We start from the raw sequence: 16,296 nt of genomic DNA, 5'->3' as shown, positions 1-16,296 counted from the left end.
CACTCACATTCCATGTGCCACCACCCCCTTTCCTGAAATGCATCCTATGATCATTTCTTAACCGTGAGAAAATGTATTTTCCTGCACAACGGGCCTTATATAAATCAGCTTGGAGAAATCTTCCCCTCCGGGTATGCCCGCCGCATCGGCGCGGCATCTTTGGCAATGGCGGAATACATTGATATATTGCTCCGCAAGACCTCTGACCTCACTAAGCAATCTACAGTCAGGAGCCGAACACCAATTCAACTCGTGCTGGGGAATGAGCGGAATGATATTGTAAATTTTTGCACCCGCTTCCGAAACCGTTTTAGCTACCGTTTCCACGTGGTCAGCATTGATTTCCGGTATGAGCACCGTATTCACCTTTACCGTAACTCCCGCATCCGAAACGGCCTTAATGCCGCTAAGCTGATTGCGGATCAATATTTCGGCTGCCTCCAATCCTTCATACCTTTTTCCTTTATATGTGATTCCTCCGCAAATCTGTGCCTGAATTGCCGGATCCACCGCATTGACCGTAACGGTGAGGGAATCGATTCCTACATCGATAATATCCTGCTGATATTCCGGCAAAAGAAGACCGTTGGTACTCATACATTTGATAATGTCGGGAAATTCTTTTTTAATCAGACGGAAAGTTTCAAGCGCATATGGTGTAGCCAAAGTATCCCCGGGACCTGCCACTCCTGCCACCGTAATATCGGGACATAGCTCTACCGCCTTTCGCACCACCTCTACGGCTTCTTCGGGGGTAATGATCGTTGCTGCCACTCCCGGACGGACATCCACATCATTAATCTTCCTGTCGCAGAAACGGCAAAGAATGTTACACCCCGGAGAAACCGGAAGGTGTACTCTGCCTTTATTTACTTTTGCGCCTACCGCAAAACAGGGATGCGCCGCAGCTAATTCATCGAAGCTCTTTGCCATATTCTCACCTCTCCTCCAGCAAACCTTCTTTTAAAAGCTTATCTAAAATTTCCTTCACGGGACCATATGCCTCAAATACCCGTTTTCCATGACTAATCATAAACGCAGCAGCTCCCTGACCAATTTTCACGACGAAAATGGCATCGCAGTCGTTAAGCGCCTTCAGCAAATGCTCGAAACCACCCTCACAATTGCCGCGGCAGTAGCTTTCTGTCCGGCGGTCTTCTACAAATTCACATGCTTCCTCATTTAAGTCAAAGACCTGAAAATAGCGGGCGCTTCCGAAATGCTGATCCACCCATGTACCGTCAGTGCTGGCAAAGGCAATTCTCATCTTTATACCCATCTGCGCGTTGCGACGCGCACTCAAATCAATAGCTGAATACGCATTTTTATTCAACCTTCTTCCCTTTTACCGATATGTCGACAGTACCCTGTCATAAATATCTTCAATAACTCTGAGACCGCCGGAGAAACCTACGTAATTTGTCGTAAGCACAAGCCGGTACGGCGTAGGCACTGCTGCAGACAGAAAATCGTAGTCCTTTTCCCTCGCAAGCTCCTTATCCCAGCCGCTTCCTATGATCAAGCCTCTTCCCTGATGGCTTAGGGCGCGTATCGCATCCTGAACCTTACCTGCATCCGGTTCGAAGGTGAGCGGAATCTCACGTTTCTCCGAAGTACTTCTAAGTTCCGTCACTATCTGTTCCTTGAACTTTTCAGGCGTATTATCCGTAATAAACTGCTCCTTTGGAACAATACCGACCTCATGGAGCAAAAATTTGGAAAGTCCCACCACATATCCTGCATCGTGCAAAATATGTACATGGTTCGGAAGTCCATAGCGGAATTCCAGCAGGAAAGTGGCAAGATTATCGATTTCCTCATAGTAGGCCTCTCGCTCCTTCTTTATGAATTCCTCCGCCGCCTCCTCGTCTATCTGTGTACCCTGCCCTTTAGCAAAGTTAATGACCTGACGCAGAAAACGCTCCGTTTCATTGGCTCCTATCGGTACGTTCGGAAAGCGCGTAAAAGGCTGTTCATATATATTTTCCAAATGCTCTGCGATGGGAAGTCCGTACCAGGGAGACACGAGAATGTTGAAATTCGCTCTGGGAATCCTCTTCCATTCCTCCACGCCCTCCGACTGCGGTCCGAAAAGAATATGTACTTTTAATCCGATTCCCTCCAAAAGCCTCTTATATTCTCTCAAATTCCCCTTCCAAAAAGGGTCCTGGTAGGGAAGAGAGGCAAAAAGATTTACCGTGTTCTTTTCGCTGCGCACCGGGTTCTCATCCTCGAATTTGCTGACGTATTGGTCGAGGATCGCGTTCACCACAAGGCTGTGTGACTCGAAATTACTGCATTTGAAGCCTGCCGTTTCCACGGATACGATAGGCTTTCCCAACTCCCTGAATTCATCTGCCAGAGACTCCACATCGTCGCCCACGATACCGGCGGTACATCCTGTCAGAATCACCTGCAAGTCGGTATCCAGCACCTTATACGTATTGGATACGATTTCCCTTAAGCGTTCCATTCCACCGAATACAACCTCTTTCTCGCTGAAATTTGTACACGGAGAAGTGTTTCCTCCCGCATAACCCGTGGAGCGCTCGAAAAACCCCTGAATCATATTGCCGCAGCCGGGACCTGAATGAAGAATCGGCACGGCTTTCGGAATAGCTACCACACTTTGCAGTGCGCCGATGGCGCAGGTATAACGTTCCTGTTCGATGATTCCGCTCACTGCACATTACCTCCTTCTAAAAAAGTATACGGTTCCTGCTGCAGCCACCATTTCGTATAGGGATTGATGGCATGATTTTTGAGATTCTTAACAAATTCGCTATTTTCTAAAGTTTCTACGATGCGCTCTCCATAGCGCACGATTCCTTCGTAACCCATGCTGTAATGCTCATCTCCGATAAGCAGTGACGGAATTCCCAACTTCGCTCCCCAAAGCGTCATACCTCCGTGCCTTGCCAGCAAAACATCCGGCTGTAAGCGGTTCAGCATATTTACCAGTTCGAATTCCTGCTTATTACATATGTTGAAATTGGGAACATCCCCGTAATCTTTTACCCGCTGCGCCAGCAAATCGCCTTCCTCGCTGCCGCTGTCATAAAGAGGGTCATGGTGGAAGATAGCAGCTCCCTTTGCCTTCATTCCCAGCTCGCCCAACAAGGACAAAAGCGCATGGCCATGGGCTGCTCCTGCCGTCACATAAGCTGATTTTCCTTTCAGCTTCTGCCGCAGTTCTTCTATTTTAGGAAGGTATTCCTCCTTCTTAGCGGCGATCAGCCGTTCCGCTTCTTCCTCCTTATGAAGGATTTTCCCAAGCTCTCTGAACCAGCGGTCCGTCTGGGCTACGCCGTAGGGCGGGGCCGTCTTAATCTCCGGTACGCCGAATTCCTGCTCCAGCGCCGCTCCCAGATAGGAGCCTAAAGTCGGACAAATCTGAATGGTCGCCGCGGCTTCGGAGGCTCTGGATAAGTCTTCCACAGTGGAATAGGGAGTGATATACCGGGGTTTTACCCCGAAGGCTTCAAACCAGTCTTTAAAAATGTCAGAGCCCCAGAAATTGATGACATTCACGATATCATCTCTCTTTTCTCTGGCAGGCTTTATAAGCTTTCTCGCAATGCCGTGATAGCTGGCGTCAAAGCCGGTAGTCCATACCTTGGAACGGAAGCCTTCACAGAATATTGCTACCACAGGAACACCCAGCTCCTCCTCAGCCTCATTACACACGCTTTCCACGTCGTCGCCGATGATTCCTGCAGCGCAGGTGGTCAATACAAACACAGCGTTAGGGTGCGTTCTTTCATAAACCTCCCGGATACCCTTAGCTAATTTCTGTCCCCCGCCATAAACGGTATCCGTTTCCTGAAGATTGGTGGAAAAAACCTTGCGCTGTGTCGGATTTTCGATGCCGCGAAGGGGAGAATTCACCCTATAGGTAAATGCGAACTCGTGGAAGCAGGATGAGCAGCCTACCGGACCATGGCTGATAACAGCCGCATCCTGAACCAAAATAACCATACATGCTGCCTGCGATGTGGAACATCCAAGACACTGGGAAAAAGATCTGCTTTTATCCCTTAGTCCGCAGCGGGAGCTTTTTACCAGTTCCTCCGCTCCCCCCTGAAAGCCCGTAATGGAACCCAGGCGTATTTCCCTGATCGATACCTCCGGTATCTGTAAATCTATGTTTCCCATAGCATCCTCCTATTTCATGATTTTTTCATTTTGACAATTCGGGAACTCCTATCCCCGCTTATGCGAAATATACACCCGGTTTCCTGCGCACTCGGTCAAAATTCCCGCATCCATAACAAAGGTACGGCTCCCGTACCCCAAAGCCTCCATGTCATGAGTAATCATCATAACCGCTGTTCCCGTTTCCGCAATATTTTTTAACAACTCCATAATTTCCGCCGTTGTCTGCACATCCAAATCGCTGGTAGGTTCGTCTGCAATCACATAGTCCGGATGATTAATCAATGCCCTCGCAATCGCAACTCTCTTTAACTCTCCGCCGGAGAGGTGCTTTGGAAAAGCTGCTGCCAAATGCGAAATTCCTGTTTGCTCCAGCAATGAAAATGCCGCTTCTTTAGAAGTTCCCTCCCTTTTTGACAGATGGAACGGCACTCTTACATTATCCAGCACATTAAGGCTTGCCAGAGTGCTTTGCCCTTGGGATATGTATCCTATTTTCGAATTTCTGTAGGCGGAAGCCTCTTTATCCTTCAGGGAGACAATGTTAAGTCCGTCTATCTCAATGCTTCCTTTCGTAGGGGTTAACAGACAGGCTATCATATTTACTAATGTACTTTTTCCGCTGCCGGAGCGTCCTATAATATTAACAAAATCTCCCGGCTGGACGACAAAACTCACATTATTTACCGCCTGAAATGCAACCCTGCCCCTTATATACTCTTTCGTAAGACTCCTTACTTCTAACGCCATACCGGTCACTCTCCTTCTCTTATGGAGATATAAGCTTCTGCTTTGCTTCCCTTTACAGCCGAATACGTCGCTGCAAAGGGCCCTGATGCAAAAGAAAGAAGAAGACTCATTCCCAATAAACGCAGTGTTACGGCCACATTCGGAAGTAAATAAGGGAGGCCTAATTTTTCCCTTGTATATGTACTGAACGGAAAAATAATAAGCGAAGCTGCCACCGTTCCCAAAGTACCTCCCAGTATACTTATGAGGAGAGATTCCGTAAGAACAATTCCACATATCTTTCCTCTCGCGGCTCCCACCGACCGTAAAAGTGCAAGCTCTTTTTTCCTGCCGTTTGTCATCGCGGAAAACATTACCGCCAAAACAAGTATGGCTAACAACCAGAGTACGAGAGTTATCGTATTTATAAAAGCGAGCAGAACATCCATGTTATTTGCGGTTGAAGCAAAGACATTTTGTGATTTCACTATGCTTATTCCGGAAATCTGCCGCCGTATATTTGTGGTGACCGTATCCGCGTCATATCCTTTTTCTATTTTTACCAACACTGTGGATACGGAACGGTCGACGTCCGTACCGTAAACATCCACGCTCAGATTCATGCCCGCTTCTCTTGCTCCGGCGACCAGCATCTTTATCGTATTCATATTCGCATATACAGAATAATCCATTCCGGTGGAGGTTCTTTCAAGCTGGGCTGCCACTTTGTAAGTGTCGTCAAAGAATTTCAAGGTTCCCGTATCGTTAAGTACGATATCGCTGCCTGCAATAATCTGCCCGTCGCCAATTTCCTCGTGATATACTTTCGCAATCCACGGCTGAATTACAAAGTCCGTATCAGGGTCAAAGCCTATTACTTGAACTGGTACGGAGCAGCATGCCGCCGCAAGCGTAGATATAAAAAATTGGGAGGAAACCTTGCTGACTCCTTCAACCTGCTCTATTTGCTGTTCTATCGATTGGTCGAAATAAAACTTTTCCGGCTGGCCCGATAAAATAATTCCTTCGTAATCCGCTTCATGATCGAGAGGAACTACGGCGAGATCAGCTCCAAGACGCTCCTTTAGGCTTCCTAAACCGTTCTTTAAGCTCTGCGACAACAAGGAGCCTCCAAATGTGGCAAAGGCGAGAAGCAATACTACAAAGACAAGGCTGGCAGTTCGAAACGGATTACTTCTCAAATTGTATACGGACAGCCTTCTAGTCGTTAGCGGTTTGCTTTCCATGTTCTTCCGTTCCTTCCTTATTGGTATAACGCAGGTAAGCTGCCTGGATTATAGACGCTATAACAATAAGGCTGCTTAAAATGGATAAAGCAGGCAATGTCAGCGCTCGGCAATTCATACGTGCACTCCCGCAAACGCCGATTAAAACCGCAGGAAACAAAAATGCCAGAATCCCATTTAATAAAATCGCGACAGCTAATCCGAGGCGGAACTTAGGATTGCCGGATATTATGGAGAGCAGGCCCAGTATCGAAATCGAAAAACCAACTCCTAATTCTGCGCGTGCGGTCCAAAAGCATTTCATCACTTCCTCGGAATGTTCATGCACCCCGCAAACCGGAAAAATAGTCAAGGGGCCTAATGCGATAAGAAGCCCGATTGCAATCGATAAAAATCCAAAAATAAATTTATTTTTCATAAAATGACCATACCTTTCCCTTTACGCGAATCCTGCTTTATTGACAGAACAAGCAATTTCCTATTAGCCATAAATATGTTTGCCGAAATAGCGGTCTCCTCTGTCCGGAAAAACTACTACTATCTTGCCGGAAGGAACGGTCTTAGCCAGCTTCCTCACTGCTGCCAGTGCCGCCCCTGATGACGAGCCTGCAAAAATTCCTTCATATTTGGCAATATTTTTTACCTCCGCATAAGCTTCGGCGTCGTTTACCTTAATTACCTTATCCACAAGGCTCATATCCATGGTGTCGGCGATAAAATCATTTCCTATCCCTTCGATTTCATAATCAGCGTGTTCTCCTCCCCCTATCGTGGAGCCTATCGGATCGGCCAATACACCTTTTATACCCGGGTTTTTCTCCTTCAGATATTTCAGTATTCCTGAAAAAGTACCGCCGCTTCCCGCTCCTGCAACGACGTAATCGATGTCTCCGTTCAGGTCCTTATATATTTCCGGTCCGGTTGTTTCGTAGTGGGCCAAGGGATTGCTCCCATTTTTAAACTGTTCGAGCGTTACCGAATTCGGAATTGCCGTACGAAGCTCCTCCGCTTTCTTAATAGCTCCGGACATTCCTTCCTCCAACGGCGTATTGATAATCTCTGCGCCAAGCGCTCTTAACAAAGTCTGCTTTTCCTGAGAAAACTTCTCCGGGACGGTAAAAATCAGCTTATATCCTTGATTAAGGGCTGCAAATGCAATGCCTATTCCCGTATTTCCTGCAGTAGCTTCTATAATTGTGTCTCCAGGACTTAATACGTTCCGATTTCTGGCATCTTCAAGCATATATTTTCCGATTCTGTCCTTAACACTCCCGGCAGGATTATAAAGCTCCAGCTTCGCATAAATCTGTAATTTTTCCGGAAAACCAAGATAATTCAGTCTGACAAGGGGCGTATTACCGATTAATTCCTGCATGGAGTGATATAAACTCATAACTTTGCCCTCTCTATTGCGGATTGTAAATCCTTGCTAAGGTCTTTTACATTCTCAATGCCTACGGAAAGCCGGATAAGGCCATCCGTAATCCCTACCTTTTCCCGGATTTCTCTCGGAATAGAGGCATGGGTCATGCTTGCGGGATGGCATACGAGGGATTCTACTCCGCCCAGGCTTTCTGCCAGCGCAATAATCTTCAGTTCTTCAAAAAACCGGTGAGTATCATAACCTTCACGAAGCTCAAAAGATATCATGGCACCGCCGCTCTTGGCCTGCCTTTTATTTATTTCATACCCTTGAAAATCCGGAATCCCCGGATAATATACTGTCTTAACAGCTTTATGTTCCCGCAGCAGCTTCGCCAGCTCTACGGCATTTCTCACATGCCGGTCCATTCTGACACTCAAGGTCTTGATGCTGCGAATCAAGAGAAAAGAATCAAAGGGCTGCAGTACCCCTCCGGTCGCATTTTGTATGAAATGAAGCCTTTCTGCTAACTCCTGCGTCTTTACTACCGCCAAGCCTGCAATCAAATCGCTGTGGCCTCCCAGATATTTTGTAGCCGAATGGAGAACGATATCTGCCCCATGTTCCAAAGGGCGCTGAAGATAAGGTGTCATAAACGTATTGTCTACAATGAGCAAGGCACCTTTACTCTTTGCTATTTTCGCTACGGCGCTGATATCCGTTACCGTAAGAAGCGGATTTGCCGGACTTTCAATTAAGACGGCTTTCACATCCGGCGTGAGCGCTTCTTCAAATGCTTCCAAATCCGTCGTGTCCGCAATGACATACTGAAATCCAAACCTTTGAAATACTTTATCCAATACGCGAAAAGTACCTCCATATACATTGCTCGATATCACGATCTTATCGCCGCTCTGAAAAAGACTGAGCACCGCAGTCGTTGCGGCCATACCGGAGGCAAAGGCAAAGCCTGCCTTTCCTCCCTCCAGTTCCGCGATGAGCGATTCCAGCGCCTCTCTTGTGGGATTTCCCGTACGAGAATATTCATATCCTCTGTTTTTTCCCAATCCATCCTGCATATAGGTCGATGTCTGATACACCGGAGTATTTACCGCACCTGTGCGTTCATCCCCATATATACCGCCATGGATTAATGCAGATTCGATATATTCATAATTTTTCAAAGTGAAACCTCCTTATTCTATCTAAATGTTACTATTCGACCCATGGCTTTATAGCAACGGCTAACCGCCTTCTTATCTGAGGTTGGCAGGTATTACGGCTCCTTCATATTTTTCTTCGATGAATTTTCTCGTATCTTCCGACTGAAGTTCTTTTACAAGAGCTATGATTGCCGGATTATCCTTATCCTCCGCCCGAACCGCAATAATGTTCGCATATGGACTATCACTGCCTTCGCTGAACAGCTTTGTGGAAGTTATCTTTGCCTCTAAAGCTTTATTGGTATTGGTAATGAAAAAGTCGTAGTCCGCTTTGGTCGGAATGATCTGGGCCGAATCGAGCTCAACAATTTCCAGAGGACGAATGTATTCCTCGATATCAGTCAGGGAAGCACTCAATGTGGTAGCCGTTTCCTCATTCAGCTTAATAAAACCGTTCTGTTCCAAAATACGCAGGGCGCGGTATTCATTGGTTCCGTCGTTAGGAATTGCAACGACCGCATTATCGGGAATTTCCTCTGTACTCGTATACTTATCCGAATATGCCGTGATGGGCTCCACATGGATATCACCTGCATTGATTAAGTCAAAACCGTTGGTCGTGTTCCACTCCTCCAAATAGGGATAGTGCTGGAAATAGTTAAAGTCCACCTCTCCCTTTGCCGTTTTCTCATTGGTCGTAGCATCTGCGGATGTAGCTACGAGCTCAATGATAATACCCTGCTCCGCAAGTTTGGGTGTTACATATTCGATAATCTCGGAATGAGGTACGAGATCTGCAATACCCGTAATTGTTACAGTTTCCTTTTGTTCTGCCTCGGCGCTGTTATTTTTGCCGTCTGTGCTTTCTGAATCGTCTGTATTTTTTGAACTGGTCGTGTCCGCCGTGCTCTCTGAAACGGGAGCTTTCGTCTCTTGCGCCGCATTGCCGGCTTTCGCTCCGCAGCCGGCAAAAACTCCGATTGAAAGAATTGCTGCAGCCATTAAAGGTAATAAGTTAGATCTTCTCATGTTATTTCTCCTCTTCTTATAATTTGTTGTTTTATGGTTTCATGTTTTTAACTTCTCGTTTTTAGCTTTATAATTTAATGCTTCATGTTTTAAATCTTTCATATTTTGATGCTTCATGTTTTAAATCTTTTATGCTATAAATGCTTCATGTTATAAATGCTTCCTTTTTTACAACAGATTCCTCTTTCTGAGTATCTTCCTCGAAGTAAAATCTCCGATAAACTGTACGAGCTGGACAAGAATTATCAAAATGTACACTGCCGCAAACAGCACATCGTGCTGAAAGCGCTGATAACCGAACCTGACCGCAATATCTCCTATACCTCCCGCTCCAAACATTCCCGCGAGAGCCGTCATGGATATTACTCCGATTACCGCAACCGTAAATCCACGTATCAGGGAGGGAACAGTTTCCGGAAGCAGTATTCGGAAGATAATTTGAAAATTTGTGCTTCCGATGGATTTGGCAGCTTCCACCTTGCCTTTGGCAATTTCCAGCAGACTGCTTTCAACTATACGCGCATACATCGGTATGCAGCTCGCCGCAATGGCGATGATACAGGCATTTGTTCCATAAGATTTACCAAAAAACAGACGGGCTACTGGTATCATTAAAATAATCATAATCATCTGCGGCAGGGAACGCAGGCAGTTGATCAGCCATCCCGAACCGGTATAAAGGCTTACCATCGGCACCAGCCCATTCGGATTTGTTACCGTAAGCATAATCCCAAGAAGTAATCCAAGAATAAGCATGATAATCGAAGACAATGCTGTCATATAAAGCGTTTCAGAAATAGCGGGCGCTATGCGTTCCCATACCTCAGGCGCAAAGGAACCTTTTATTACCTCCCAAAGAGGCGTATCCAATAAACTCATGCTGCCACTCCTTCTCTATTTTACGAATGTTTTTCTCTGCTGGCTTCGTTATATTCCCTCACCGTTCATAAGGCTATCTGCTTTTTGAAATTCGAGGAATACCTTTGCAAAAAGCTCCCCGGTACGGCTGTGAGGATTATGGAATATTTCATTTACCGAGCCCGACTCTATAATAAGTCCATCCTCAAGAACCGCCATCCGCTCACACGTATATTTGATGGCATCCAGCTCATGTGTAATCATCAGAATCGTAATCCCTGTCGCTTTGTTGATTTCCTTTAACAGTTCTAATATCTGAAGCGTGGTCTGGGGATCAAGGGCTGATGTTGCTTCATCGCTCAACAGCAGGTAAGGATCGTTTACCAAAGCTCTGGCGATTCCTACCCTTTGCTTCTGGCCCCCCGAAAGTCCTCCCGGATAGGCCGATAATTTATCGGATAATCCTACAAGCTCTGCCGTATCCAAAACGCGCCGTTTGATCTCCGCCTTAGGGAAGCCGCTGATTTCCAACGGATATGAAATATTTTTATATACCGTCTTTGCCTCAAATAAATTAAAGGTTTGAAAAATCATGCCGATTTTTCGCCGTTCTTTGAGCAGTTCCTGTTTTGGCAGCTTTAAAATATCAACGCCGTCTATTAGAATCTCTCCCTTATCAGGCGTTTCCAGCCGGTTAATACATCGGGCCAGCGTGGACTTTCCGGCTCCGCTGAAACCAATCGTCCCGAATATTTCCCCTTTCCTTATGGAAAGATCTACCCCTCTCAACACCTCCAGCGGTCCGTCATGTGTAGGATAGGTTTTATGTAAATTTTTAATTTTAATGTAGTCCTCCATAATATTATATCTGTTGTACCGCTTAGCCCGCCGACACGGCAAGCATACCGTACACTCCTTTCTTTGTTCCGCGTTCATAGCTGCGCATCCATTTTTTATGTAATAGAAACATTTTCCTATTACATAAAAAGGCAGTCAGGATCATATAATCCTGACTGCCTTAATAGCATACGCAAGATGATACAACCATTTTATCCCCCGGAGAAATTATATTTTTGCATAACACAACAAGGAATACAGCAACACTGCATTCCTATAGAGGTACGTATGATTTTGTTAACTGCAACTGTTCTGTTTTGCATAATTATTCTCTCCCTTCCGGAATTTCAAATGTTTCCTACTAAACTTATTGGTATTATATGTTTTGAATTTTCATTTGTCAATCAAAGATAGAAGGGTTTTTATAATTTTGTCATTTTATCTAAATTAGAGACAATTAATAGGTTTATGTTTAGGCACTTTTTAATATTTCATATATGTTTAATATGTTTTTTAAGATATTTCCTATTCTTTCATTACATAGCGCTTCCTAATTTTAGGACGGAAAACGAATGTATTGGATTTTTTGATTCATGAAAGTTATAGTCAAAGCAAGAGAATATGGTTGTGAAGCTGTACCTATAATTGTTTCTGACATGGGAACCTTGCTGTATTCCTCTTTTTGATTTGTTTAAAAATAGCTTCATATGTTTTCCAGACTTATTAGAGGACTAAAATGCTTCCGTGCAAATCATAGCGTTTAGGAAGAAAACAGGAACATTTATGACAAAAATGTTCCTGTTTTCTTGTAATATTTTATAATTATATTTCAGTGGAAAAGGAATAAATATTTTGTCATAATCATGCGGAAAAAGCAGCATATAATCGCCGGCATTTTCTGCTTTTTTTTGAGCAAAAATATACTCGATGAAGTAATGGACAACTCATATTGTTACGTTATAATGTTCCAATAGCTTACGAATCGGAACCTGTTGAGGACTTGAAATGGATATACTTATTATACGGACGTTAAGAGAAGGTTGGAAGAAAAGCATTTTCAACTAGTGATTTTGAGGCCGGCAAAGCATATATGGGGTATAGAAATGAAATCATTTAATAAAAATATATTTACAGAAAATAAGTCCTTTTTAATAATTTGTATTTGCGGAATGTTATTTAATTTAAGCTATACATCGTTGACGCCAATTATGCCATCATACTTCGGAATGTTTGGAGTTGGAACAATCACTATCTCTTATATTTTTTCAATTTATGGATTGGGGCGTACTGCTTTACAAATACCAGCGGGCATTATTGCAGATTTTTTTGGATATAAAAAACTATTAATGTTATCTTTAATTGGATTAAGTGTACTTTTTTATTTGCAAACACTTTTTATGCAGTCATTTATAATTGCTATTATTTATATCTTAGAAGGATTTGTGATAGGAATTATAACACCTCTGATTTACTCCTTTGTAGGAGCTTTAGTGAATGAATCAAAAAAAGGAAAAGAAATAGGAACATATAGTGTTTTTTCCTCATTAGGCAGTGCAATAGGTCCACTAGTAGGCGGGACTATAATTTCAGGATTTTCTGATTATAAAATAGTTTTTTTTATTTCAACAATTTCAGCATTCGGAGCGTTTATTTTAAGTATTAATATTAGTGAAATCAAAATAATAAGGGAGCAAAAGAGAAAAGAAAATGTAAAGCTAAAATATGTATATAAAGCTATATTGGGAATTGAATTTATTGTTATAGGATGCCTTGCAATGCTTGGAGATTTTATTTGTTCTTCATTAACTTCAATTTTTCCTATTTATGGGGATTCCATTTTAAAAATGCCATTAACGTATATTTCCTTTATATTATCCTTAAATTTCCTGGTTTTTTCTTTTTCAGGTCCATTTATGGGAAAATTATGCGATAAAATCGGAAGTAAAAAGCTGGTATTGATATCACTCATTATTGAAGTTACAACATTTATTATATTAAAATTTGTTATTAATCCATATATATTTATAGGAATAATTTTTATTGAATTTTTGGCAGGATCGGCTATGTATATTGCTTTGCAAAGTCTGCTTGTAGAGTATGGAAATAAAACAGGAAATAGAGGGTTTATTTACGGAATTATTGGGACTTTGCAAGGTTTTGGCCTTGTGATTGGTCCAGTTTATTCAGGATATGTATATGATTATAACAACACATTCTATTTCTGGGGAATGGCATTCCCATGCTGCTTTGCATTACTGTTATTTGCAGTTAAAAATTATTTATATAAAAATAGCAAAGAAAGAGTTTTGTCCGCAAAGCATGCTTCTATTGATGCCTATATAGATTAAAGCTCAAAGTCAGAAAATAATCCGATGAAAAATGTACAGATTGGAACAATGCGGGAATAGGCTGAGTAAACGGGTCTATTCCCAGTTCTTCCACACCTCAGGCTTATATCCTACCGTCGCCATTTTACCATTTCTTACGATGGGTGTTAAAAGCACCTGCTGATTTTCCAGCACTTTTGCTTCTTTGTCTTCTTCTGCGATATATTTTATCAAAGCAAGTGTATCCTTATCCTTGCAATTTTCATTCAGCATAGCTTCCAGCCCGCCGACCGCCTGCTTTACACTAACGAATTCCCCTCTGCTCATACCCTTTTCTTTTAAGTCAATGAGCTGGAACTTCACACCGCGCTCCTTGAAATATCTTTGTGCCTTCTTCGTATCAAAACATTTATTGGTTCCGAAAATCTGTAAGTTCATAGCTTTCCTCAATCCTTCTTTCTATCCATTTGTCTGTTATATTTCCATCTTGGATAATAGAATTCAAATATTTTTTTGCTTTTCTTATGATGCATCGCCGTCCAATTAATGTTCCTGTTCAATAAGCAATCTGGCAGATATCTCCGCTTCAATAAGATCTGCCGCTTTATGAATGCCTCCGGCCTGCTTCATATAAATGCTTTGCTTCATAACATTTTGTCTGAATTTCTCTTCTTTTATTATTGTGTTTATAAGCCGCTTTAGTCCATCCGGGCCAATTTTATTTCCTTTTATACGCAGTCCCATCCCCAGTTCCTCTACTCTGTCGGCAATGGTAGGCTGATCGCCGCCAATCGGTGCAACTAACATCGGCACACCGAAACAGATTGCTTCATTAACACTGTTCATTCCTCCATGAGTAATAAATAAAGAGGACTTTTCCAATACCTCCAATTGAGGAACACTTTCATAAACATAGAAGTTAGAAGGAATACTGCCTAAGCTTTCCTGCTTAATATATTTCCCCAGAGACATGATCACACTGACGTCTTCTCCCTGAAAAGCCCGTATGCAAGTTTGATATATATCCTTATTTTTCCCCAGCACAGTTCCCATAGAAACATATACTATAATATCCTTCATTTCATGAAAAGGAATATGTATGTCACTGATTCTCTTTCCGATAGAAGGTCCTACAAAGTGAAATCTTTCATCGAATTCATTTGCAAAAATCTGGAATTCTTTTGATGTATAAACAATATTTAACGAAGGAATATTGTGGTTGATTTCGCTGATCATTTCATCGAACTTTATTTTAATTCCATGTGAAGAATTGCGTGTAATTAATTTTCTGACTGCTTTCAGCCTTAATACATACCACATCGGGGATTTTCTTATAAATGTGTTTACCACATGCTCATTCCAGGCAAACATAGAAAATTGCCGGATACATGGTTTCCCCAACGTATCTGCAAGCGTCTTGCCGAGATAAAAAAATAATTCATATAAAATCAAATCATAATCTTCCCCAACCCTTAAACCGGTATTATAAGCAGCTAAAAAACAACGGGTCTTTATCTGCTGGTCCGTCAGGTCATTGGAATAGTTATCATAGGGAATAAATATCGCTCCTGTAGCTTCTATTTTTTCTCTGAAAGACGGCGCATTAATATATCCTACAAAGTGTCCCCGTCTCACAAGTTCTGCCGCTAATCCCAATGTCGGATTCGTATGGCCTGAATACGGCAGGTTAATCATTAAAATTTTAGACATCCGTTTCACCCGCTTTCTGCATAGATATTTGAAGCATATGCCCAACAAATTTATATACGTCTTCCTCTATTTGTTTCATATCTTCTTCCTTCAGCTCTTTTCCGTCGTGTACATGCAGTATCCCTTCAATTCCATGAATAACACAGGCAGTCAAAATATCGATATGCAATCCCAACACATTTCTTGCTCTGCCTTCCTCTATTCCTCTTTGTAAAATCATTGCCATATAAGGCTCAAGGCACTTTAAAGTACGGGCATGCAGCGCATGCTGCACTGTCCAGTGCATACTCTGCTCTCTCATAAGTGTTGCATATTCCATACTCGCCTTCTTCAACAGTTCGGCCATCTCGGACAACTGCTCCATTATGTTTTTATCTTGGTCTTCGGCAATCTGCTTATAGCTCTCCACATACTTATCCAGATAATATTGCACCGCAATGTCGAATATCTCCTGCTTTGATTTAAAGTAGTGATAAAACATGCCGACCTCACCACCTGCTTCTTGTATGATTCTTCTGATCGAGGTCTGCTCAAAGCCATATTCCATGAAAAGGCGCAAAGCGATTTCAATAATTTCTTCTCTTTTTCCGCCAAATAAAACCTTTTTTCTAGCCATTGATCTTATTTACCTTCTTTCCGTTCATGATAGATAATAAGCAGAACAATGTTCTGCTTATTATTATATGATCTATAATTAATAACGTCAAGAGACAAAAGTGTGATTTGCACACTTTCGCAGCCAAATATTTCAGCCGTACAGTTTTTACTTCGCACGCGCATCTGCGCATCCTTTATCGGAAAAAAAATTAGTGTGTTTTACTTGTGTTTATGCCTCTCATGTACCTTTATTTCGGTCTGTTTATTTGAAAAAGGAAGCT

16 protein-coding genes are annotated in these 16,296 nt (G+C 42.8%); 1 reads left to right on the top strand and 15 read right to left on the bottom strand.

All coding sequences use genetic code 11. The features are described 5' to 3' along the window. Positions 1-57: 57 nt before the first annotated feature. The 12 genes from CC90_RS0102805 to CC90_RS0102750 form a co-directional block, all read right to left on the bottom strand. The gene (locus CC90_RS0102805; RefSeq protein WP_031389310.1) at positions 58-933 is read right to left on the bottom strand and encodes a radical SAM protein; all 876 of its coding nucleotides are present in this window, start codon (positions 931-933) and stop codon (positions 58-60) included. Positions 934-937: 4 nt separating this feature from the next. Then, positions 938-1,333, bottom strand: a complete 396-nt coding sequence (locus CC90_RS0102800) for a NifB/NifX family molybdenum-iron cluster-binding protein (protein ID WP_242843232.1) — start codon at positions 1,331-1,333, stop codon at positions 938-940. A gap of 12 nt (positions 1,334-1,345) precedes the next feature. Beyond that, complete coding sequence (locus CC90_RS0102795; RefSeq protein WP_031389308.1) at positions 1,346-2,683, bottom strand: nitrogenase component 1; 1,338 nt, start codon at positions 2,681-2,683, stop codon at positions 1,346-1,348. Beyond that, positions 2,680-4,155: a nitrogenase component 1 gene (locus CC90_RS0102790; protein WP_031389307.1), complete on the bottom strand. Its 1,476-nt coding sequence runs from the start codon at positions 4,153-4,155 to the stop codon at positions 2,680-2,682. Before CC90_RS0102790 ends, CC90_RS0102795 begins: the two co-directional genes overlap by 4 nt. 48 nt (positions 4,156-4,203) lie before the next feature. Then, on the bottom strand, positions 4,204-4,905 hold the full coding sequence (locus CC90_RS0102785; RefSeq protein ID WP_031389306.1) for an ABC transporter ATP-binding protein: 702 nt from the start codon (positions 4,903-4,905) through the stop codon (positions 4,204-4,206). A gap of 5 nt (positions 4,906-4,910) precedes the next feature. Next, positions 4,911-6,131 carry an ABC transporter permease gene (locus CC90_RS0102780; RefSeq protein ID WP_031389305.1) on the bottom strand — a complete coding sequence of 407 codons (1,221 nt, stop codon included), beginning with the start codon at positions 6,129-6,131 and terminating at the stop codon, positions 4,911-4,913. Beyond that, the gene (locus CC90_RS0102775; RefSeq protein ID WP_051869248.1) at positions 6,106-6,549 is read right to left on the bottom strand and encodes a DUF4418 family protein; all 444 of its coding nucleotides are present in this window, start codon (positions 6,547-6,549) and stop codon (positions 6,106-6,108) included. The genes CC90_RS0102780 and CC90_RS0102775 overlap by 26 nt, the downstream gene beginning before the upstream one ends. Before the next feature lie 63 nt (positions 6,550-6,612). After that, on the bottom strand, positions 6,613-7,524 hold the full coding sequence (locus tag CC90_RS0102770; protein WP_031389303.1) for a PLP-dependent cysteine synthase family protein: 912 nt from the start codon (positions 7,522-7,524) through the stop codon (positions 6,613-6,615). Beyond that, positions 7,521-8,678, bottom strand: a complete 1,158-nt coding sequence (locus tag CC90_RS0102765; RefSeq protein WP_031389302.1) for a trans-sulfuration enzyme family protein — start codon at positions 8,676-8,678, stop codon at positions 7,521-7,523. The genes CC90_RS0102770 and CC90_RS0102765 overlap by 4 nt, the downstream gene beginning before the upstream one ends. 72 nt (positions 8,679-8,750) lie before the next feature. Beyond that, entirely contained in the window at positions 8,751-9,686 is a 936-nt protein-coding gene (locus tag CC90_RS0102760; protein ID WP_031389301.1) for a MetQ/NlpA family ABC transporter substrate-binding protein, read from the bottom strand. Positions 9,687-9,854: 168 nt separating this feature from the next. Further along, complete coding sequence (locus CC90_RS0102755; protein ID WP_031389300.1) at positions 9,855-10,565, bottom strand: methionine ABC transporter permease; 711 nt, start codon at positions 10,563-10,565, stop codon at positions 9,855-9,857. Positions 10,566-10,613: 48 nt separating this feature from the next. After that, the gene (locus tag CC90_RS0102750; protein ID WP_330373172.1) at positions 10,614-11,480 is read right to left on the bottom strand and encodes a methionine ABC transporter ATP-binding protein; all 867 of its coding nucleotides are present in this window, start codon (positions 11,478-11,480) and stop codon (positions 10,614-10,616) included. A gap of 1,004 nt (positions 11,481-12,484) precedes the next feature. On the opposite strand from CC90_RS0102750, the gene CC90_RS0102740 reads away from it, so the two are divergent. After that, positions 12,485-13,729 carry an MFS transporter gene (locus CC90_RS0102740; protein ID WP_132038550.1) on the top strand — a complete coding sequence of 415 codons (1,245 nt, stop codon included), beginning with the start codon at positions 12,485-12,487 and terminating at the stop codon, positions 13,727-13,729. Positions 13,730-13,804: 75 nt separating this feature from the next. Here the strand turns inward: CC90_RS0102740 and CC90_RS0102735 are convergent, their stop codons facing one another. The 3 genes from CC90_RS0102735 to CC90_RS0102725 form a co-directional block, all read right to left on the bottom strand. Further along, complete coding sequence (locus CC90_RS0102735; RefSeq protein ID WP_031389297.1) at positions 13,805-14,146, bottom strand: arsenate reductase family protein; 342 nt, start codon at positions 14,144-14,146, stop codon at positions 13,805-13,807. Between the two features lie 105 nt (positions 14,147-14,251). Further along, positions 14,252-15,418, bottom strand: a complete 1,167-nt coding sequence (locus CC90_RS0102730) for a macrolide family glycosyltransferase (RefSeq protein WP_031389296.1) — start codon at positions 15,416-15,418, stop codon at positions 14,252-14,254. Then, the gene (locus tag CC90_RS0102725; protein ID WP_031389295.1) at positions 15,411-16,034 is read right to left on the bottom strand and encodes a TetR/AcrR family transcriptional regulator; all 624 of its coding nucleotides are present in this window, start codon (positions 16,032-16,034) and stop codon (positions 15,411-15,413) included. The genes CC90_RS0102730 and CC90_RS0102725 overlap by 8 nt, the downstream gene beginning before the upstream one ends. Positions 16,035-16,296: the final 262 nt, after the last annotated feature.

This window comes from Kineothrix alysoides, assembly GCF_000732725.1.
In the GTDB taxonomy this organism is placed as follows: Bacteria; Bacillota; Clostridia; order Lachnospirales; family Lachnospiraceae; genus Kineothrix; species Kineothrix alysoides.
Note: the sequence above shows the minus strand (reverse complement) of the source record. Positions and strands in the feature narration are given on the sequence as shown.